Origin of the sequence: Pseudomonas sp. WS 5010 (genome assembly GCF_012985565.1) — a bacterium.
Classification (GTDB): Bacteria; Pseudomonadota; Gammaproteobacteria; order Pseudomonadales; family Pseudomonadaceae; genus Aquipseudomonas.
The window spans coordinates 682,030-700,672 of record NZ_JAAQWQ010000005.1 but is presented as its reverse complement, the minus strand read 5'-3'; the positions used below and the strand labels follow the sequence as shown (position 1 = coordinate 700,672).

Annotated in this window: 17 protein-coding genes; 11 read left to right on the top strand and 6 right to left on the bottom strand. The window is 63.4% G+C overall.

Going from position 1 to position 18,643, the window contains the following annotated elements:
• The first annotated feature begins 15 nt into the window (after positions 1-15).
• Genes HBO11_RS20115 through HBO11_RS20080 form a run of 8 tightly spaced genes read left to right on the top strand, consistent with a single transcriptional unit; the run spans position 16 to position 6,178 of the window.
• Positions 16-1,224, top strand: coding sequence for a PepSY domain-containing protein (locus HBO11_RS20115; RefSeq protein ID WP_169957229.1), 1,209 nt, complete (start codon positions 16-18; stop codon positions 1,222-1,224).
• On the top strand, positions 1,224-1,763 hold the full coding sequence (locus tag HBO11_RS20110) for a thiamine pyrophosphate-binding protein (RefSeq protein ID WP_169957231.1): 540 nt from the start codon (positions 1,224-1,226) through the stop codon (positions 1,761-1,763). The genes HBO11_RS20115 and HBO11_RS20110 overlap by 1 nt, the downstream gene beginning before the upstream one ends.
• Complete coding sequence (locus tag HBO11_RS20105; protein WP_169957232.1) at positions 1,760-2,089, top strand: hypothetical protein; 330 nt, start codon at positions 1,760-1,762, stop codon at positions 2,087-2,089. Before HBO11_RS20110 ends, HBO11_RS20105 begins: the two co-directional genes overlap by 4 nt.
• The gene (locus HBO11_RS20100; RefSeq protein ID WP_169957234.1) at positions 2,086-2,661 is read left to right on the top strand and encodes a DUF6162 family protein; all 576 of its coding nucleotides are present in this window, start codon (positions 2,086-2,088) and stop codon (positions 2,659-2,661) included. The genes HBO11_RS20105 and HBO11_RS20100 overlap by 4 nt, the downstream gene beginning before the upstream one ends.
• Before the next feature lie 34 nt (positions 2,662-2,695).
• Positions 2,696-3,616, top strand: a complete 921-nt coding sequence (locus HBO11_RS20095; protein ID WP_029300635.1) for a metal ABC transporter substrate-binding protein — start codon at positions 2,696-2,698, stop codon at positions 3,614-3,616.
• The gene (locus HBO11_RS20090; protein ID WP_169957236.1) at positions 3,613-4,359 is read left to right on the top strand and encodes a metal ABC transporter ATP-binding protein; all 747 of its coding nucleotides are present in this window, start codon (positions 3,613-3,615) and stop codon (positions 4,357-4,359) included. The genes HBO11_RS20095 and HBO11_RS20090 overlap by 4 nt, the downstream gene beginning before the upstream one ends.
• Complete coding sequence (locus HBO11_RS20085) at positions 4,356-5,255, top strand: metal ABC transporter permease (protein WP_169957238.1); 900 nt, start codon at positions 4,356-4,358, stop codon at positions 5,253-5,255. The genes HBO11_RS20090 and HBO11_RS20085 overlap by 4 nt, the downstream gene beginning before the upstream one ends.
• Positions 5,255-6,178, top strand: a complete 924-nt coding sequence (locus HBO11_RS20080; protein WP_169957239.1) for a zinc ABC transporter substrate-binding protein — start codon at positions 5,255-5,257, stop codon at positions 6,176-6,178. Before HBO11_RS20085 ends, HBO11_RS20080 begins: the two co-directional genes overlap by 1 nt.
• Before the next feature lie 711 nt (positions 6,179-6,889).
• Here HBO11_RS20080 and HBO11_RS20075 read toward each other — a convergent pair.
• The 5 genes from HBO11_RS20075 to HBO11_RS20055 all read right to left on the bottom strand — a co-directional run bounded on the left by HBO11_RS20075 (position 6,890) and on the right by HBO11_RS20055 (position 11,658).
• Positions 6,890-7,114 (bottom strand): MbtH family protein, encoded by a 225-nt coding sequence (locus HBO11_RS20075; protein ID WP_032862749.1) that lies wholly within the window; start codon positions 7,112-7,114, stop codon positions 6,890-6,892.
• 79 nt (positions 7,115-7,193) lie between these two features.
• Positions 7,194-8,606 (bottom strand): aspartate aminotransferase family protein, encoded by a 1,413-nt coding sequence (locus HBO11_RS20070; RefSeq protein WP_169952533.1) that lies wholly within the window; start codon positions 8,604-8,606, stop codon positions 7,194-7,196.
• Positions 8,607-8,761: 155 nt separating this feature from the next.
• The gene (locus HBO11_RS20065) at positions 8,762-9,535 is read right to left on the bottom strand and encodes an N-acetylmuramoyl-L-alanine amidase (RefSeq protein ID WP_169952534.1); all 774 of its coding nucleotides are present in this window, start codon (positions 9,533-9,535) and stop codon (positions 8,762-8,764) included.
• A 123-nt stretch (positions 9,536-9,658) separates the two neighbouring features.
• Positions 9,659-10,978 carry an ATP-binding protein gene (locus tag HBO11_RS20060; RefSeq protein ID WP_169952536.1) on the bottom strand — a complete coding sequence of 440 codons (1,320 nt, stop codon included), beginning with the start codon at positions 10,976-10,978 and terminating at the stop codon, positions 9,659-9,661.
• The gene (locus tag HBO11_RS20055; RefSeq protein WP_169952538.1) at positions 10,978-11,658 is read right to left on the bottom strand and encodes a response regulator; all 681 of its coding nucleotides are present in this window, start codon (positions 11,656-11,658) and stop codon (positions 10,978-10,980) included. Before HBO11_RS20055 ends, HBO11_RS20060 begins: the two co-directional genes overlap by 1 nt.
• A 170-nt stretch (positions 11,659-11,828) precedes the next feature.
• Here HBO11_RS20055 and dsbD point away from each other — a divergent pair, with 170 nt between their 5' ends.
• The 3 genes from dsbD to dsbG are packed head-to-tail and all read left to right on the top strand — an operon-like array spanning position 11,829 to position 15,165.
• Positions 11,829-13,559 (top strand): protein-disulfide reductase DsbD, encoded by a 1,731-nt coding sequence (gene dsbD / locus HBO11_RS20050; protein ID WP_169952540.1) that lies wholly within the window; start codon positions 11,829-11,831, stop codon positions 13,557-13,559.
• Complete coding sequence (locus HBO11_RS20045) at positions 13,559-14,428, top strand: TlpA disulfide reductase family protein (protein WP_169952542.1); 870 nt, start codon at positions 13,559-13,561, stop codon at positions 14,426-14,428. Before dsbD ends, HBO11_RS20045 begins: the two co-directional genes overlap by 1 nt.
• Positions 14,404-15,165, top strand: coding sequence for a thiol:disulfide interchange protein DsbG (gene dsbG / locus HBO11_RS20040; protein ID WP_169952544.1), 762 nt, complete (start codon positions 14,404-14,406; stop codon positions 15,163-15,165). Before HBO11_RS20045 ends, dsbG begins: the two co-directional genes overlap by 25 nt.
• Positions 15,166-15,220: 55 nt before the next feature.
• Here the strand turns inward: dsbG and HBO11_RS20035 are convergent, their stop codons facing one another.
• Positions 15,221-18,631 (bottom strand): hypothetical protein, encoded by a 3,411-nt coding sequence (locus tag HBO11_RS20035; RefSeq protein WP_170058944.1) that lies wholly within the window; start codon positions 18,629-18,631, stop codon positions 15,221-15,223.
• Positions 18,632-18,643: the final 12 nt, after the last annotated feature.

The window sequence follows — 18,643 nt, the reverse complement described above, 5'->3', positions numbered from 1 at the left end:
AAGACCCCCATAGACATGTCGAAGAAGTCACGCTCCAAACTCTGGTTTCTCGTACACAGCTGGCTGGCGTTGCCCATCTGGTTCTTCGTACTGATCGTGTGCGTTACCGGGACCCTGGCGGTGGTCAGCCAGGAAATCGTCTGGCTGGTCAACCCGGAAATGCGCGCCAGCAAGCCGTCGGACGATGCCGAACTGCTCACCTACGACCAGATCCTCGCCGCGATCAAGCAGGCCGAGCCCAAGGCCATTGTCGAGTCCATCGTCCGCCCGGATGAGTCGCACTTTGCCCTCGACGTCGACATCAGTTACCCCGACGGCCGCTCCGTAGCGGTCTACGTCAACCCGTACACGGGGGTTATCCAGGGCATCAGCCCGTCGTTCAACTTCCGCCAGTTCACCCGCGCCCTGCATGGCTGGTGGCTGGTGCCGTTCACCAATGGCTTTAGCTGGGGCTGGTACCTGGTGTCGTTCCTCGGGCTGCCCATGCTCGCGTCGCTGGTCACGGGCCTGGTGGTCTACAAACGGTTCTGGAAGGGTTTCTTCAAGCCGACCCTGCGCTTCAAGCATGGGGCGCGGATTTTCTGGGGCGATTTCCACCGCCTGAGCGGCATCTGGTCGATCTGGTTTATCGCGGTGATTTCCATCACCGGCACCTGGTTCATGATCCAGGCGATTCTTTCGGACAACCAGATCACCATCTCCAGCGAGGCCATCGTGCCGGTGATTTCCCGGGACAAGGTGCCGCTGTCGGCCCCAGGCGTACCGCCGCCCATGATTGCCCTGGACGATGCCATCAACATCGCCACCCAACGCATCCCAGGGTTCGAAGTCAGCTTCGTCGGCCTGCCGAGCAATGCCTACAGCCACTTGAGCATCGGCGGCCGCGGCTGGTACCCGCTGATGTTCCAGACCGCCGACATCAACCCCTACAACGGTGAAATCGCCGCCACGCACCTGCTGTCGGACCGCTCGGGCCTGGAGTTCGTCACCGAATCCATGCGCCCGCTGCACACCGGCGACTTCGGCGGGATCTGGATCAAGCTGGTGTGGTTCTTCTTCGGCCTGTTGCTGAGCATGATGGTGCTCAGCGGTCTGTTGATCTGGAGCAAGCGCACCGCCCTGGCCACGTTGCACGCTCTCAAGCGCAGCGCCAAGGCCCCGCGCAACACGGCGCCGGCCAATCCTGTCGGCGCCATGCAGGCTGAAACCTCGGAGGGCAAATAATGAGCAAGGCCACCACCGTTCAGGCGCCCTCGCCGCTGCGCGCCTTCTGGCTCAAATGGCGCTTCCACATCAATATCCTGCTGTTGCTGGTACCCCTGGGCTTTATGCCCAAGTACTTTGCCGACGCCGCGCTGTTTCGCGGCGACAGTGGCCTGGGTGAGCGCGAGGTCGGCGAAGTGCAGGTCGGCCCGTGGAGCATCACCCTGGCCGAGCTGCGTAATGAAGCGCCCCGCCCCAATCCGGCCGGGCCGATGAAATCCTTCAATGCCGCCCTGTGCGCCACCTGTGGCGAGCAGGTCAAGGCCACCTACCTGCGCATCGGCAAGCCTCGCAGCCTGCGGGCCGCCGGGGTGATTTTCTTCGGCACCCCGTACCGCATGGGCGCCGCCCTGCCCATCCCTGAACGCACCCCACCCGACGCCGAACTGTGGATCACCATGGAAGGCTGGGACGGCAGCATGCAGCAGGCCTCCATTCCCTTGAGTCAGGCATCGCCTGCCACCGTCGCCTGGTTGAACAAGCAAGGAGTTAAACCATGACTTTACTGCGCCTGACCCGCGCCTGCGCCGCGCTGATCCTCAGCCTGGGTGCGAGCAACTACGCCCTGGCCCACAACCCGATGTGCGAATGCAAGGAAATCCCCGGCGAGCAGATCCAATGCACCGGCGGTTTTTCCGACGGCAGTGGCGCGCCCGGCGTGACCCTGGATGTGATCGGCTACGACGAGACCATCCTGGTGCCCGGCAAGCTGGGGGCCGACTCGACGCTGACCTTCAAGAAACCTGCCAGCGAGTTCTACGTGCTGTTTGACGCCGGTCCCGGCCATGTTGTCGAGATCGACCAAGCGGATATCCAGGCACCATGACCGGCACGAGCCCAGGCAGCACCCAGGTGGTCCGGCCCGCCGGCGCCGGCCATGAAACCCTCTACGTCCTGCTGCTGTGCCTGATCATCCTGGCCGTCGCCGGCACCGTGGTGTCCCTGCATGGCGAAACCCAGGCCGTCGAGGCCGTGGCCAGCCACCAACTGGACGCGCGCCGTGACCTGAGCGCCGCCGAGCAAGGTATCTACGCCGACCTGCGGGTGACCCTGGATGAAATCCAGTTGCTGGAGCAGGAACACAGCGCCCTGCCGACGCCCGCGCAACTGGCCGAAGAAGGCTTCGCGCCCTTCGCCCAGGACGCCAGTTCGGTCAGCCGTGGCGACCATCGCTGGCAGTTGCTGGCGCCTTCGGCGTACCTGGGCTTGAGCCAGGCCAATGACACCAGCGGTTCGCTGCTGATGCGCGTCAACGGAGCCGAGCCGGATATCTGGCTCAACCGCAGCGCCAACCTGGCTGCCCCCACCGACCTGAGCGATCAGGGGTTGATCGCCGCTGGCTGGCAGCAGGTCGTTGCGCAATTCGACGCTGGCGTCACCCGCCAGCATCGCCACTGAATTCACGCTGTTTCCGAGAGAAGATCGATTACCCATGTCTATGTCATCTCCCTTGCTCCGCCTGCTGCTGGTGGGCCTGTTCAGCGTCCTGCTGACACCCCTGGCCAATGCCGAGGCGGCCAAGCGCCTGCGTATCGGTATCACCCTGCATCCTTATTACAGCTACGTGGCCAATATCGTCGGCGACAAGGCCGAAGTGGTGCCGCTGATTCCGGCCGGCTTCAACCCCCACGCCTACGAGCCGCGCGCCGAAGACATCAAGCGCATTGGCACCCTGGACGTGATCGTGCTCAATGGCGTCGGCCATGACGACTTTGCCGACCGCATGATCGCCACCAGCGAGCGCCCGGACATCCCGGTGATCGAAGCCAACGCCAACGTGCCGTTGCTGGCCGCCACCGGCAACGCGGCCCGCGGCGCCGGCAAGGTGGTCAACCCGCACACCTTCCTGTCCATCAGCGCGTCTATCGCCCAGGTCAACAACATCGCCCGGGAACTGGGCAAGCTCGACCCGGACAACGCCAAGACCTACACCCAGAACGCCCGCGCCTATGGCAAGCGCCTGCGCCAGATGCGTGCCGATGCCCTGGCCAAGCTCACCAGCGCGCCCAACGCCGACCTGCGCGTGGCCACGGTGCATGCCGCCTACGACTACCTGCTGCGTGAATTCGGCCTGGAAGTGACCGCCGTGGTCGAACCGGCCCATGGCATTGAGCCAAGCCCGAGCCAACTGAAGAAGACCATCGACCAACTGCGTGAACTGGACGTGAAAGTGATCTTCTCGGAGATGGATTTCCCGTCCTCCTACGTCGATACCATCCAGCGTGAGTCGGGGGTCAAGCTGTACCCGCTGTCGCATATTTCCTACGGTGAATACAGCGCCGAGAAGTACGAAGTGGAAATGACCGGCAACCTCAACACCGTGGTCCGGGCCATCCAGGAGTCGGGGGCATGACGGCGGCTGAACACCTGAGCGTGGCCAGCATCGGCCCGACGCTTGAATTCGATAACGTCTCGCTGACCCTGGGCCGTACCGCGATCCTCGATAACGTCAGCTTCCAGGTGCGACCGGGCAGTATCCACGCCCTGGTCGGCCCCAACGGCGGCGGCAAGAGCTCGCTGATCAGGACCCTGCTGGGGCAGACGCCACACCAGGGCCAACTGAGCCTGCACTGGCCGAACACTCCCGGCACCATCGGCTACGTGCCCCAGGCCCTGGAGTTCGACCGTGGCCTGCCGATGACCGTTGACGACTTCATGGCTGCCATGTGCCAGCGGCGCCCGGCGTTTCTCGGTGTGTCCCGGCATTACGCCGGGGCGATTGGCGAGGCGCTGGAGCGCGTGGGCATGCAAGACAAGCGCAAGCGCCGGATGGGCGCGCTGTCCGGCGGCGAGCGCCAGCGTGTACTGCTGGCCCAGGGCTTGATCCCGGCGCCGCAACTGCTGGTGCTCGATGAACCGATGTCGGCCCTCGACGAAGCCGGGATCCAGGTGTTCGAACGCCTGCTGGGCGACTGGCGCCAGGCGGGGATTACCGTGCTGTGGATCGAACACGACCTGGAGGCCGTGGGCCGCCTGGCAGATCGCGTCACCGGCCTGAACCGCCGCTTGTTGTTCGACGCCACGCCCAAGGAGGCACTGACCCCGGAGCGCCTGCTGACGCTGTTTTCCACCCACCCACGGAGCGCAGCCCAATGAGCTACGAAGCCTTTCGCTTGATGGTCCAGGGCTGGGCCTCGTCCGGCTACCTGCCGGAAGCCCTGGCCTATGGGTTTGTGGTCAACGCCCTGCTCGCCGGCCTGCTGATCGGCCCTGTACTCGGTGGCCTGGGCACACTGGTGGTGGTCAAGCGCTTTGCGTTCTTCTCCGAAGCTGTCGGCCACGCCGCACTCACCGGCGTGGCCGTGGGCATTCTGCTGGGGGAACCCTACACCGGGCCTTATGGCAGCCTGTTCGGCTACTGCCTGTTGTTCGGCATCCTGCTCAACTACCTGCGCAACCGCACCGGCCTGGCCCCGGACACGCTGATCGGCGTGTTCCTCTCGGTGTCCCTGGCGCTGGGCGCGAGCCTGTTGCTGATCCTGGCGGGCAAGATCAACGTGCACATCCTGGAAAACGTGCTGTTTGGTTCGGTCCTGACCGTCAACGGCAATGACCTGCTGGTGCTGGCCGTTGTCGGCTCATTGGTGATGGCCCTGGCCTTGCCGCTGTACAACCGCATCATGCTCGCCAGCTTCAACCCGCAACTGGCCGCCGTGCGTGGCGTGGCGGTGAAGACCCTGGACTACCTGTTCGTGATCCTCGTCACCCTGATCACCGTGGCGGCGGTCAAGGTCATCGGCGCGATCCTGGTGGGTGCCCTGCTGGTGATCCCGGCCGCTGCGGCCCGCCTGTTGAGCCAGTCGCTCAAGGGTTTTTTCTGGATCTCGGTGGTGATCGCCACACTCAGCACCCTGTGCGGGATTCTGCTGCCGATCATCTTCGACCTGCCCATCCCGTCCGGCGCCGCGATCATCCTCGTCGCCGGCATCGCCTTCGCCCTGGCCGCCATCGCGCGCGGCACGGTCCCCAGCCTGAAAGGGAATCTCGGATAATGCGCCCTGTTCTACGCCCCCTCGCCCTGGCCATCGCCTGCCTGATCAGCACCCCGCTGCTGGCGGCCGGCACCGCCAAACCGCTGCCGGTGGCAGCTCAATCCGCCAAGCCGGTCAAAGTCCTGGCGGCCCTGCCCGTGACCTTCGGGCTGGCCGAAACCCTGCTCAAGGGCACCCAGGTCAAGCTTGAACGCGCGGCACCGGCCAACCTGCCGGGCTCGCGCCAGACCTCGTACTTTACCGGGCGTGGCGCGCCGGCCTTGCATACCCTGGCGCTGGATGCCGACGCGGCCATCGGCCTGCGTTCGCTGTGGCCGGACGACCCGCTGTACCCGGTGGCCCGGCGCAGCAATATCCGCATCGTCGAAGTGGACGCCGCCCGCCCGGTAGACGGCGGTTTGCCGGGCGTGGCCCTGCAACCGGGGACGGTGGATGGCCTCAATAGCCAGCCGTGGCAATCGAGCAACAACCTGGGGCGCATGGCCGATGTCATGGCCGCCGACCTGAGCCGCCTGGCGCCCGGCGCCAAGGCCCAAATCGACAGCAACCTGGCCAGCCTCAAGCAACGCCTGCTCAAGCTGACGGCTGACAGCGAGGCGCGCCTGGCCCAGGCCGACAACCTGAGCGTGGTCAGCCTGAGCGATCATTTTGCTTATCTGGTGAGTGGGTTGAACCTGGAGTTGCTCAGCACCGATCCACGGCCGGATGTCGAGTGGTCTGCGCAGGCGCTACAAACACTGACGACCAGCCTGAAGGACAACGACGTGGCGTTAGTGCTGCACCATCGTCAACCGGCTGAGGCAGTAAAAGCCGCGATCAGTGCAGGGGGGGCGAAGTTGCTGGTGCTGGCTACTGACGGCGCGGACCCGGTAGCGGAATTGGAAGGGAATGTGGATCAGGTGATCAAGGCCTTGGTGCCCTGAAAGCAACGCAATACCCCTGTGTGTGCGAGCTTGTGTGGGAGCGGGGTTGTGTGGGAGCGGGCTTGCCCGCGATGGCGGTGTATCAGTCAACTAATGTATCGACTGACACTCAGCCATCGCGGCATAGGTATCTACACAACTCTTTTATCTAGTGCTTATTGGGTTTGTGTACATATCCGTTGCTGCGGTCACGGCGGCTTAGGGTTCCGCCCTTACGGCGGGTCACTTTCGAAGAGCGCGAAAGTAACCAAAGCGCTTTTGCCCCACCACTCGGTGCCTCGCCTAGGCTCGGCATGCCCGCAGTCAGGCATTGCTCCGTGGGCCCGCCGCGATCGGCCATCCATGGCCGTGTCGCGGCTACCCCGGCATCCATGCCGGGGTGCCCACTGCGCAATACCTGCCTGCGGCCATCGTGGTTTAACGGGGCGCCTAAGATCAAAAGCCAGATCAAAAGCAGAGCAACAGCAGAACCAGAGCGCGAAGCTGCATTCCCCTGTAGGAGCTGGCTTGCCTGCGATGACGCCCGAAAGAACACATCAGAGTATCTGGTATTCATTCGTCATCGTTAACGACCATCGCAGGCAAGCCAGCTCCTACAGGGGTACGCGCACGCCTTGACGATCAGGTCGGCTGTCAGGCCGCCTCGCTTTGCTTGTGATTTTGATCTTAGGCGCCCCGTTAAACCACGCTGGCTCCTACATTTGCTTGTGTTCAGCCAGCAACAACCTGCGCATCCATCTTCTGGCGCAAGCTCAGCGGGCGCATATCAGTCCAGACCTCTTCGATGTAAGCCAGGCACTCTTTCTTCATCCCGCTTTTACCCACGGTGCGCCAGCCTTCTGGCACGGCCTTGTAGTCGGGCCAGATGGAGTACTGTTCTTCATGGTTGACCACCACCTGGAACAGGATGTCTTCGCGGTCAAATACTGAGGTCATTGCGGTTCTCCGTCACTTAAAGGCTGCCACGCACTGCGCGTGGCTGATGTATGTAGGAACGTATAGCGGTGCAGGAAAATTAGAGGCTCGCCACAGCCGCCGCCAAAGCCCGACCGAAGATCTCTGCCACGCGGTCGATTTCTGCCCCGGTGATGACCAGCGGCGGCAGGAAACGCACCACGCCGCCATGGCGCCCGCCCAGCTCCAGGATCAACCCGCGCTTGAGGCATTCGCGTTGCACCAGCGGCGCCAATTGCCGATGGACCGGCGGGTGGCCCTGGACGTCGAGCGTGCCGTTGGGGTTGACCAGCTCTACCCCGAGCATCAGGCCGCGCCCGCGGATATCCCCCAGTTGCGGGAAGTCCCGCTGCAGGATGCGCAGGTGTTCAGCCAGGCGCTCGCCCATGGCCGCCGCGTGGTCGGCGACGTTATGTTGCTTGAGGTAGCGCATCACCGCCGAGCCCGCCGCCATGGCCATCTGATTGCCGCGGAAGGTCCCGGCATGGGCGCCCGGCAGCCAGGTGTCGAGCCACTCGCGATACACCACCACCGCCAGCGGCAAGCTGCCACCAATGGCTTTGGACAACACCACCACATCCGGAACAATGCCGGCATGTTCAAAGGCAAACATCTTGCCGGTGCGAGCGAAACCGCTCTGGATCTCGTCGACGATCAACGCCACGCCGGCCTGCTCGGTAATGCGGCGCAGGCCGCGCAGCCAGTCGAGGTCGGCCGGGATCACGCCGCCTTCGCCCTGCACCACTTCGACGATCACCGCCGCCGGCAGCAAAACGCCGGCCTCCGGGTCGTTGAGCAGGTTTTCCAGGTAGTGCAGGTTGACCTTGACTCCCTCTGCCCCACCCAGGCCGAACGGGCAGCGGTAGTCATAAGGGAATGGCAAGAATTGCACGCCATTGGCCAGCAAGGCGCCCAACGGCTTTTTCGGCCCCAGGCTGCCCATCAGGCTCAATGCACCCTGGCTCATGCCGTGATAGCCGCCCTGGAACGACAACACCGTGCTGCGCCCCGTGGCGGTACGCACCAGTTTCAGCGCGGCTTCCACCGCGTCGGTGCCGGTGGGGCCGCAAAACTGGATCTTCGCCTCCCGCGCCAGTTCCGCTGGCAGCAGGCCGAACAGGTCCTGCACAAACTGGTCCTTGACCGGCGTGGTCAAGTCCAGGGTATGCAGCGGCAACTCGTCGAGCAGCACCTGCTGGATCGCCTCGATCACCACCGGGTGATTGTGCCCCAGCGCCAACGTGCCGGCTCCGGCCAGGCAGTCGATGAAGCTGCGACCTTCAACGTCCTCGACATAAATACCCTTGGCCCGCTTGAGCGCCAGGGGAATGCGCCGTGGGTAGCTGCGGGCATTGGATTCCTGCTGGCGCTGGCGGGCCAGCAGCGGCGATTCATCGAACTGGTAAAGCGCTTCCGCAGGCGTCGGGCTGGCCGACACCTGCAAATCTTCAATGCGACTGGTAGCGACTGACATCTCTAGATCCCTCAATACGCTGATGATGGTGACCAAACTGCCAACCCGTTGACGTCTGGCCCCCAAAGGGCGTGCGCACGGATTTCCTGTTCTGGAAACGCTTCAGCGGCGTGAGGATTTACACCCGGCTCAGTGAAAAACCGGCAAATGGCCGGTCACTCGCCGGCACTGGTGTACTTTTCGTTCAGTGCATACAGAATCGCGCAGGTCTCGATATCCAGTTGCCCACGATAATCGGCGGGCCGGAAGTGCATCTGGAACGCACGCAGGCGTTGCTGGAACGCCTGGCGGTTTTTCGCCGGGGCGTAGCCGTAGCGCTGGAAGGCCCGTTCGACCTCCACCTCCTGGGGCAACCCCATGCGAAAGCGCCGCTCATAGGCACTTTTGGCCTGTGCATCGAACCAGGCGCCAATGCCCGCTTCGAATAAACCGTGCCAGGGCAAGCGTGGCCCCGGGTCACTCTTGCGCCAGAACGCCACATCCGAATGGCCGACGATATCGGTGGCGCCGATCTGCGGATGACGGGCGCAAATGTCGCGCAGCAGCGCGATCAGCACGGCGATCTGCTGCGGATCATAGGCAGGAAAGGTAAACACCCCACCCTCATCGCGGGCCAGGTTGACGATCTCGATGCCGATGGAGCGACTGTTGACGTTATCGCGACCCGCCCAATGACTGGCGCCTGCATGCCAGGCGCGCTGGCGTTCATCCACCAGTTGGAACACCCGCAATTCGTCGTAGCCGGCACTTCGATAGCTGGCCTCATGGGGGGCGGGTAACAGGTAATGGGCACTGACACCCTGCTGCGTCAGGGTGCGCAGGGAGGAGGCAAAGGGCGCGGCGGTGTAATGCACCACCACCTGGCGCACGGCTTCACCATTGCGTTGATTAAAATCTTTGGCTGGATAAGTGGAATCGATGACCAACATAGGCGCTGTCCTTTTCAATACAGGCTGAGTCATTCAGCCGGCAAACCTGCAAACACAAAAATTGCCGCCATCCTGAAGCGTCGGGCCCCAGGATGGCGGTAGTTATGTGTATGCAAGCAAGGATCAGCGCCGCAGCGGCATCCCCAGGTCGACCCGCAGGCCGTCGGGCTGGCTGTCGAAGGCCAGGGAACAAGAGCATCGCTGGACAATCGCCTGCACGATGGCCAGGCCCAGGCCACAACCGCCGCTGTTGCCATTGCGCCAGAAACGCTGGGTCAGGTGTTGCAGGTCTTCGCTGGAGATCGGCGCGCCATGGTCACGCACGCGAAACACCACTTGATTGCCCTGGGTGAACACGCTCAACTCCACCCGCGTATCGGCCGGGGTATGGCGCAGGGCGTTATCCAGCAGGTTACGCAAGGCCGCCACCGCCAGGCCCACGGGCATTTCCACCGGATCCTGGGGCAGGTTGTCCGGCAGGATCAGGTCGATGCGGCGGTTGTCGCCGGCGTTGGCGTCCTGGATCGCCAGGCGCGCCACCTGTTCGGCACTGGACTGCAAACCATCATCAAACGACAGGCTGCCCTCGACCCGCGCCAGCAGCAGCAACTGCTCAAGGGTGCGATGCAGGCGGTCGGCGCCCTCCTCGGCATGGGCCAGGGATTGATCGCGGGCGGCGCCGTCGGTCATGCGTGCCACTTGCAGGTGGGTCTTGATCGCCGTGAGCGGGCTACGCAGCTCGTGAGCGGCATCGCCGGTCAGCCGGCGCTCGCGCTCGATGGTCTTGGCGATGCGTTGCAACAGTTGGTTCTGGGTGTCGAGCAGCGGCTTGAGCTCGCTGGGCAACGGGTGAATCTGCAACGGCTCAAGGGAGTCGGCACTGCGCCGCATCAAGGCATCGCGCATGCGGTTGAGCGGCACCAGGCTCTGGCCGATCCCCAGCCACAACAGGCACAGGCAACCCAGCAAGGCCACGCCCACCGGCACTGAGGCCGCCAGCAGGATCGACATGTTCAGCGCCTCGCGCTCCACCTGGCGGTCGGCGGTGGTGATGAACAAATCACCCCGGGCCAGGGTAAAGCTGCGCCAGGCAGCGCCGTCGATGATCTGGTCGCGAAAGCCACTTTGCCGCGATTCCAGCCCCTGATCCGGCGTGGTGTGGCTGCGGGCCAGCACTTCACCCCGCAACGAGCTGACCTGGCACGCCATGCCACCGGGCACATTCAGTTGTTCGGCGCCAAAACGCTTGCCCTCGCCCACGCTGGCCAGGCCCGGCATCTGCTCCATCAGCCCGGCCACCATGCGCGCCGAGGCCACCAGGCGCTGGTCCAGGGAAAACATCATCTGGTTGCGCAGGTCGTTGAGCATCCAGGCCGCCGCCAGCGCCCAGATCAGCACAAAAGCGGCGCCCAGCTTGAAGGTCAGACGCAGGCGCAGGCTCATCACGAGGCGTCGTCTCCAGTATCCGCCGGGCCCAGGCGGTAGCCCAGGCCGCGCACGGTCTCGACAATACCGTTGCCCAACTTGCGGCGCAGGTGGTGGATATGCACGTTGAGGGCGTTGCTTTCCAGTTCATCGTTGAACCCGTAGACGCTGTCCTTGAGCTGCTCGCTGGACAGCACCCGGCCACGGTTGTGCAGCAATGCCTGCAACAGGGCCTGTTCGCGGCGAGACAAGTCCACCGGCTGGCCGCCGAGCAAGGTTTCGCGGCTGCTGGGGTTGTAGCTCAGCCGGCCATGCTCGATCAGGTTGACGCTGCGCCCGGCCACCCGGCGCAACAGGGTTTGCAAGCGTGCAGCCAGCTCGCGCAGGTCGAAGGGCTTGAGCAGGTAATCGTCGGCACCGGCTTGCAGGCCGTCGACGCGGTTGGTCACCGAGTCGCGCGCGGTGAGGATCAGCACCGGGATCTCCAGCCCCGCACTGCGCTGTTGCTGCAGCAGTTTGAGGCCGTCTTCATCCGGCAGGCCGAGGTCGAGCACCATGATGTCGAACTCCGCCGCCTTGAGCATCGCCCGCGCCGCCGCGGCCGTGGCTACGCGCTCGACCGTAAAGCCCTGGGCCCCGAGACCGGCAACGATGCCACTGGCAATCAGGTCATCGTCTTCACAGACCAGTACGTGCATGCTGAACCCTTTGCAAAAATGCTGATTTAAAGGAGGGCGGATTAAGCACGCATTATGACGGCAAAAGATGCGCGCCTTGAAAATCCCTACACTCTAGAATAGCCCGGTTAATCATCGGTTAATCAGCACCACACATTGTGTGCCCACTTGCATCGAACTAAGGCTTGACCATGCGGCATCTGTTTATCTTCCTGTTGGTGTTGTTCACCGGATTGGCCCAGGCCGCGCCTGGCAACAATCCGTTCGAGACCAAAGCCGAGTTCCTCCCGGTAGGCAAGGCCTTTACCTTTACCTCCGAGCGCCTGGCGTCCGGTGAAACCCAGCTGTATTGGCAGATTGCCGACGGTTATTACCTGTACCAGCAACGCATGAAATTCGAAGGCCTGGCCGAACAGCCCGTGCTGCCCCAGGGCGAGGCCCATAGCGACGAGTTCTTCGGCGAGCAACAGGTGTACCGCCAGGGCCTGGAAGTGAAACTCCCGGCCGGTGCCACCGGCAAGGTCAAGCTGGGCTGGCAGGGCTGCGCCGATGCCGGCCTGTGCTACCCGCCGCAATCGCTCACCGTCGACCTGGGCGGCAACCCCGCCGTGGCCGCCACCGCCGAGGCCCAGGATGAAAGCCTGGCCAGCGGCCTGCAACAACGCAGCCTGGGCTGGAGCCTGCTGGTGTTCTTCGGCCTGGGCCTGCTGCTGGCGTTTGCCCCGTGTTCGCTGCCGATGCTGCCGATCCTCGCCGGCCTGGTAGTGGGCAGCGGTGCCAGCCCACGCCGTGGTTTTGCCCTGGCCACCAGTTATGTGGTGTGCATGGCGCTGGTGTATGCCGCCCTTGGCGTACTGGCCGCGCTGGCCGGCAGCAACCTGGCTGCGCTGCTGCAAACCCCGTGGATCCTCGGCAGTTTCGCCGCCCTGTTTGTGATCCTCGCCCTGCCAATGTTCGGCTTCTTTGAACTGCAACTGCCGGCCTTCCTGCGCGATCGCCTGGACAACGCCAGCCGTCGGCAAAACGGCGGCAGCCTGGTCGGCGCCGGCGTGCTCGGGGCCTTGTCCGGCCTGCTGGTAGGCCCGTGCATGACCGCGCCCCTGGCCGGCGCCCTGCTCTACATCGCACAAAGCGGCAATGCCGTGCACGGCGGCCTGATCCTGTTTGCCATGGGCATCGGTATCGGCGTGCCCTTGCTGTTGCTGGTGACGGTGGGCAATCGCTTCCTGCCCAAGCCAGGCACCTGGATGAATGTGCTCAAGGGCGTGTTTGGCTTCCTGTTCCTCGCGACCGCCGTGTTGATGATCCGCCCGGTCGTCGACGGAAGCCTGTGGCTCGGCCTGTGGGGCGTGCTGGCACTGGTGATGGCCTATTGCGGCTGGAGCCTGGCCCGCGAGTACGGGCTGGTCGCCAAGGCACTGGGCGCAGGTTCCCTGGTCCTGGGCCTGTGGGGCGCGATCCTGGTGATCGGCGCAGCCGGTGGCAGCGATGACCTGTGGCAACCGCTCAAGGTGTTCGGTGGCTCGCCGGTGGCCGGCGCGCCGACCGCCCATGACAGCTTTACCACCATCAACGCCCCGTCAGCCCTGCAAACCCAGCTCGACAGCGCCAAGGCCCAGGGCCAGTGGGTGCTGCTGGACTACTACGCCGACTGGTGTGTGTCGTGCAAGATCATGGAAAAACAGGTGTTCGGTAAACCCGAAGTCATGGAGGCCCTAAAAAACGTGCGCCTGCTGCGCCTGGACGTCACCGCCGACAACGCCGCCAGCCGTGAGCTGCTGGGCCGCTACAAAGTCCCCGGCCCACCGAGCTTTGTGTGGATCGGCCCGGACGGTGCAGAGCGCCGCGCCCAGCGCATCACAGGCGAAGTGGACGCCGCAGCCTTCCTGCAACGCTGGACCCAGACCCGGGACGCACCCTGATGCTGACCTTGACCATCGGCACCTTTGCCATTGCCTTGAACCATCTGCTGCTGATCAGTGCGCTGGTCCTCGCCACGGTGGTGGGCTGGCGCGTGGCCAAGCGTGGCGGCGAGAACCCCGAGTCGGTGCTGTTCAGCCTGTTCCTGCTGGGCATGCTCAGCGCGCGCATCGGTTTTGTATTGATGTACTGGTCGTACTACCGCGATGACCCGCTACAAATCGTCGACCTGCGCGACGGCGGCTTTCTCGTCTGGCCGGGGGTGATCGTGCTGATCATCGCCGCCCTGCTCTGGAGCTGGCGCCGCCCGGCCCTGCGCAAGCCGCTGACCGCCGGCGTGGTCAGTGGCCTGGCGTTCTGGGCGCTGGCCAGTTTCTCGTTGAACATCTATGAAAAAGGCACGCGCCTGCCGGATATCGCCCTGCGCAACGCCGATGGCGAAACCGTGCAACTGGCCGACTACCAGGGCGGCCCGTTGGTGATCAACCTGTGGGCCACCTGGTGCCCGCCCTGCCGGCGGGAAATGCCGGTGCTGGAAAATGCCCAGAAACAACGGCCTGACGTGACCTTCCTGTTCGTCAACCAGGCCGAAAGCATGCAAAGCGTCAGCACCTACCTGGCCACCCAGGGCCTGAACCTGGACAACGTCCTGTTCGACGCCAGTGGCCGCCTGGGCCAAGCCGTGGGTTCGATGGCGCTGCCGACCACGCTCTTCTATCAAGCCGATGGCCGGCTGATCAACAGCCACCTGGGCGAGCTGTCCCAGGCCAGCCTGGCCCGCGCCATGGAATATTTCGACCCCACGGACTCGACCGCCGCCAAGACGGCCCCTTCAAGGAAACCCTTATGCCCCGCCTCCGTCACCTGCTGACCCTGCTGCCCCTGGCACTCGCCGCCAACCTCGCCCACGCCGAAGAATGGCCGGCGCCGATCAAACAGATCGAAGCCAAGGGCGCCAAGATCATCGGCAGCTTCGATGCACCGGGCGGGCTCAAGGGCTATGCCGCGCAGTACCAGAACCGTGGCATGGCGCTGTACCTGACCGCCGACGGCCAGCACGTGCTGGCCGGCAACCTGTACGACGCCAAGGGCAATGACCTGAGCACCGCGCCCCTGGAAAAACTGGTCTACGCGCCGATGGCCAAGGAAATCTGGGCCAAGATGGAACAGAGCAGCTGGATCCAGGACGGCGATAAAAACGCGCCGCGCACCGTCTACCTGTTCAGCGACCCCAACTGCCCGTACTGCAACATGTTCTGGGAACAGGCGCGGCCCTGGGTCAAGGCCGGCAAGGTGCAGTTGCGCCACATCATGGTCGGGATCATCCGCGAGGACAGCCCCGGCAAATCGGCGGCGCTGCTGGCCAGTAAAGACACGGCCCAGGCCCTGCAAGAACATGAGTCTGCGGGCAAAGCCAGCAAGCTCAAGGCCCTGGCCAAGATCCCGGCCGAGATCCAGGCCAAGCTCGATGCCAATATGAAGTTGATGGAAGAGCTGGAATTGTCGGCCACCCCGGCGATTTTCTACCTGGATGACAAGGGCCAGTTGCAGCAGCAGCAAGGGGCGCCGTCGCCGGATAAACTGGGGAAAATCCTCGGCCCGAAATAATCGCTCGACGCTGGCCGGACAAGGCCTCCAACGGTTGGAGGCCTTGTTGCGCAGCTTACATCTCTGTCACAGTCAAGCCAGTCACGTCGTAGTCATTGCCCGGCCCCCCCCCCATCTGCAGGTTGTCCAAGGTGAGCCGCACCGTAGCGGCCTTGGCCTGGAACACGCCCTGGAGCAAGTACCAGGTGGCAGGAGGTAACATTTCCGCTGAGATTGGCACCCCCTGGGCCGTGAGGATCAAGCGCGGCCTGTTCACTAACAGCGGAATATCACGGATCCACGCACTGAACCGATAGGAACGCCCCACCTGCAGCCCGCTGAAGTCCTTGAACAGTTTCACACGCTGCGTGGCTGGATCGCTGGTATCGGTGTACCCCCAGTCCTGCAAGAAATACCCGTTCGCCGCTCCAGGCACAGCACCTAGCTTGAGCACCAGATCGCCAGGATTGGTGGCGCCGGGTCCTCTGTTCCAGCCATTCCAGCCTTTGCCGGCAGGATCGAAGTCGGTGTGGTCGGAGAATGCCTTACTTAACAGCAGCTGCAACACCGGAAACACCACCGCCGTACTTTCCTGGCTGCTTCCATCAGCAGTGACTTTGCAGGTGAACGTCAAGGTGCTGAGATCCTTCAAAAGCTCAAGCTCGATTCGCCTCAACGCTTGCTTGAGCCCGGCGCTGACTTCTGCCGCCGTCACGACCTTGCCCAGGTAAACATTAAAAATGTACGGGCTGCCATCCTCCCTGGTCCCAATCCCGCGCAGCCAGACTCTCTGGTTCGGCAAGATAAACCACCAGGGTTGCACGGTAATGTCCGCATCGGCGCTGAAAGTGCGCAAATCCAGAATGTTGTTGGTAGCCTGCGGCACCACCGGCGTCGGCAAACGTACGGGCACACTAATCTGCAGGTCGAGGTCCGGGGAAGTTGCCACTTTGCACAGACTGGTGACGGTGTAGTTGATCTTCACCGTCTTGCCGATCCCATGGATCACTGCTTCCCGGGGAATATGGAAATCCACGTAGCCTGGATCACTGCTGCCAGGCTTCGACATCAGTGGTAGGCAAGTACCGTCTGTGCGCGTCCAGCACACACTGATTGTATGACTAGGGTTGATCAGCTCGTAGGCCACGCGCACCGTCACGCCATCCCGGCCGTTGTAAACCGTGAGCTGGGTGCCCACCGCTTCGCACACCGTGGGCGCCTTGAGCTCCAGCCCCTCCTGTGCAATGTCCAGAGGCAATACCGGGAATCTGTGGGCACTGTCCTTGTCCAGCTGGCCGTTGAAGTTCACCGCAAAATGCACTTCAAAGGCGCTGCAATCCGCCAGCTTTTGCAGTTCGTGGCGCGGTAACGGCGCCTCGACACCGGTCAACCACTGTTCGGTGACCGGTACCCCCTCCAGCACCTCAAAGCTATATGGGCTGCCGTCTTCCAACTCTCCGGTCACCCACAACCAGCAGCGCTGGCCCAGGGCAATGTAAGGCCAGGCAACTACCGTTGCGCTAGCATCGCCGCCGAATGTACTGAGGTCCAGGGTGCTGCCCGTCGCCTGTTCCACCGCCAGGTTGGGCAGGCCGCTGATATCCAGGACATGTACCTTTTGTGGCGGCGACTCCCATTCGCCGCCACACACACGTGACACGCTGTAGCCCAGCAATATCTGCTGGCGCAGGTTGGCGCTGATCGCCGACGGCGCAACGGCGAATACCAGGCTCTGCTCCCCCTGCGCCACAACGCGACACTCCAGCCCCGGCGACCCAGGCCCAGGCGTGCCGATGAACGTGGGGCAAACCATATCCCCCGGGCACATACGCTCGTACGCCACCTGGATATGCGCGCCGTCCTGCGTGTTCACCGGGTTGACGATCCAGCCGTCGGCGCCGCAGTCCACCGCCTCGACAAGATGGGGCTTGGGCAACTCCAGGTGCGGTTCGGTGAGCAGGTTCACCAGCAGCGAAGGAAACGCACGATAGACCGGCCGCGAATCCCTGGGTGGCAGAAACTCAACGCTGAACAGGATGTACAACTCGCTGTCATGCTTGAGCGCCGCCAGTTCGGCCCGGGGCAAGGTCCGGGTCCAACCGTTGCGAATATCCTCTTCACTGACCGGCTCCCCATCAAAAAGGTACAGCCGGGCTTTTGAGCCATCCGGGTAGACACCACCGATATACAGCTGCACACGTTGCGTGGTGCCGATAAATGGCCAAGGCGCAACATGGATCGTCACCGGGTCATCACAGCACATCTGCCCAAGGTCCAGGCTGTTGAACGGGGCTTCGAGGATTTGCGGCCGGGGCAGGTTGGACGGCAGCGGGATCCAGACCACGCCATCAGGCGACGCTTGCTCGCCGCCATCACGGGTCACGGTGTAGCTGAAATTCGCGAAGTTATCCAGGCGCATACCCACGAACTGCGGCGGGATATGGAAGTCGATACAGCCTTCGTCCATACCGTTCTGTGGGGGGATAGGGGCACAATCGCCGTGGGTCGATTCCCAGCACAGGGAGATACTGTCAGTGCTGCGCATATCCTCGTAACAGACACGTACCGTTGCGCCCTCCAGCAATTTTAGCGGGTCCACCTCAGCCTGGCCTTGCGCCTCGACCAATTTCGGTTCGGGCAAGTGCAACGACGCATCCACAAACAACAGCACGGTTGTACGGGGATGAAACTCGTGGGCGTTTTCCGGAAGCTGGGTTTCGTAGATCGGATCAACCGGCACCGGCGGCTGGGGTGAGGTGCCATCAAAGATCACGGCCATGTGGATGGTCAGGGCCGAGTAGTCCTCGCGCCGTGCCATCCAACTGCGCGCGAGCTTGAATTCAAAGATATGCCCGGCAATGGCCTCGGCGGCCGTCACCACATGGTCCCGAGCGACCCAGCTAAACGCGAACGGCGGCTTGTGCTGATCGCCTGCCACATTGATAAACAGCCGCTGCCCGGCCTGGATCATCGGCCACGCCTTGACCCTGATGGTCTCATCGCCGCTGAATGCCTTCATATCCAGTTGCCAGGTGCTATGGATGTATTGCGCATGGGCAAACACCGGCAGCGATGCCTGGAGGTCCTGCTCGCGGATCTGTTGGACCTCCAGTTCCAGCACCAGCGACTGCTTGAGTTGACCGCCCACAGACGCTGTGTACCAGATCAACACGGTATGCCCGATGCAGGTACTGACCCACTGCCATGGAATGGGAATGTCAATGCTGCCAGTGGTACTGCCTGTTCGCACAATCGGCTCGAACACCGGCTCGTCCTGATCCCGGATGGCCCAGTACAACGTCACCGGTGTCGCGCCCATCCCGGCAAATGCAATAGTTGCGCGCGTGCCGTCGATGGCGTCGATGGGATACAGGATGTTGTTGTTGGCGGCGTATTGAATCTGCGGATAGGGTAATTCGACGGTGGCTTCAACAAGGGGCTGGGCAGCGGCCGGTGACGAACTTTGGGGCGCAGTTTTTTTAACCATGACAGGACCTCC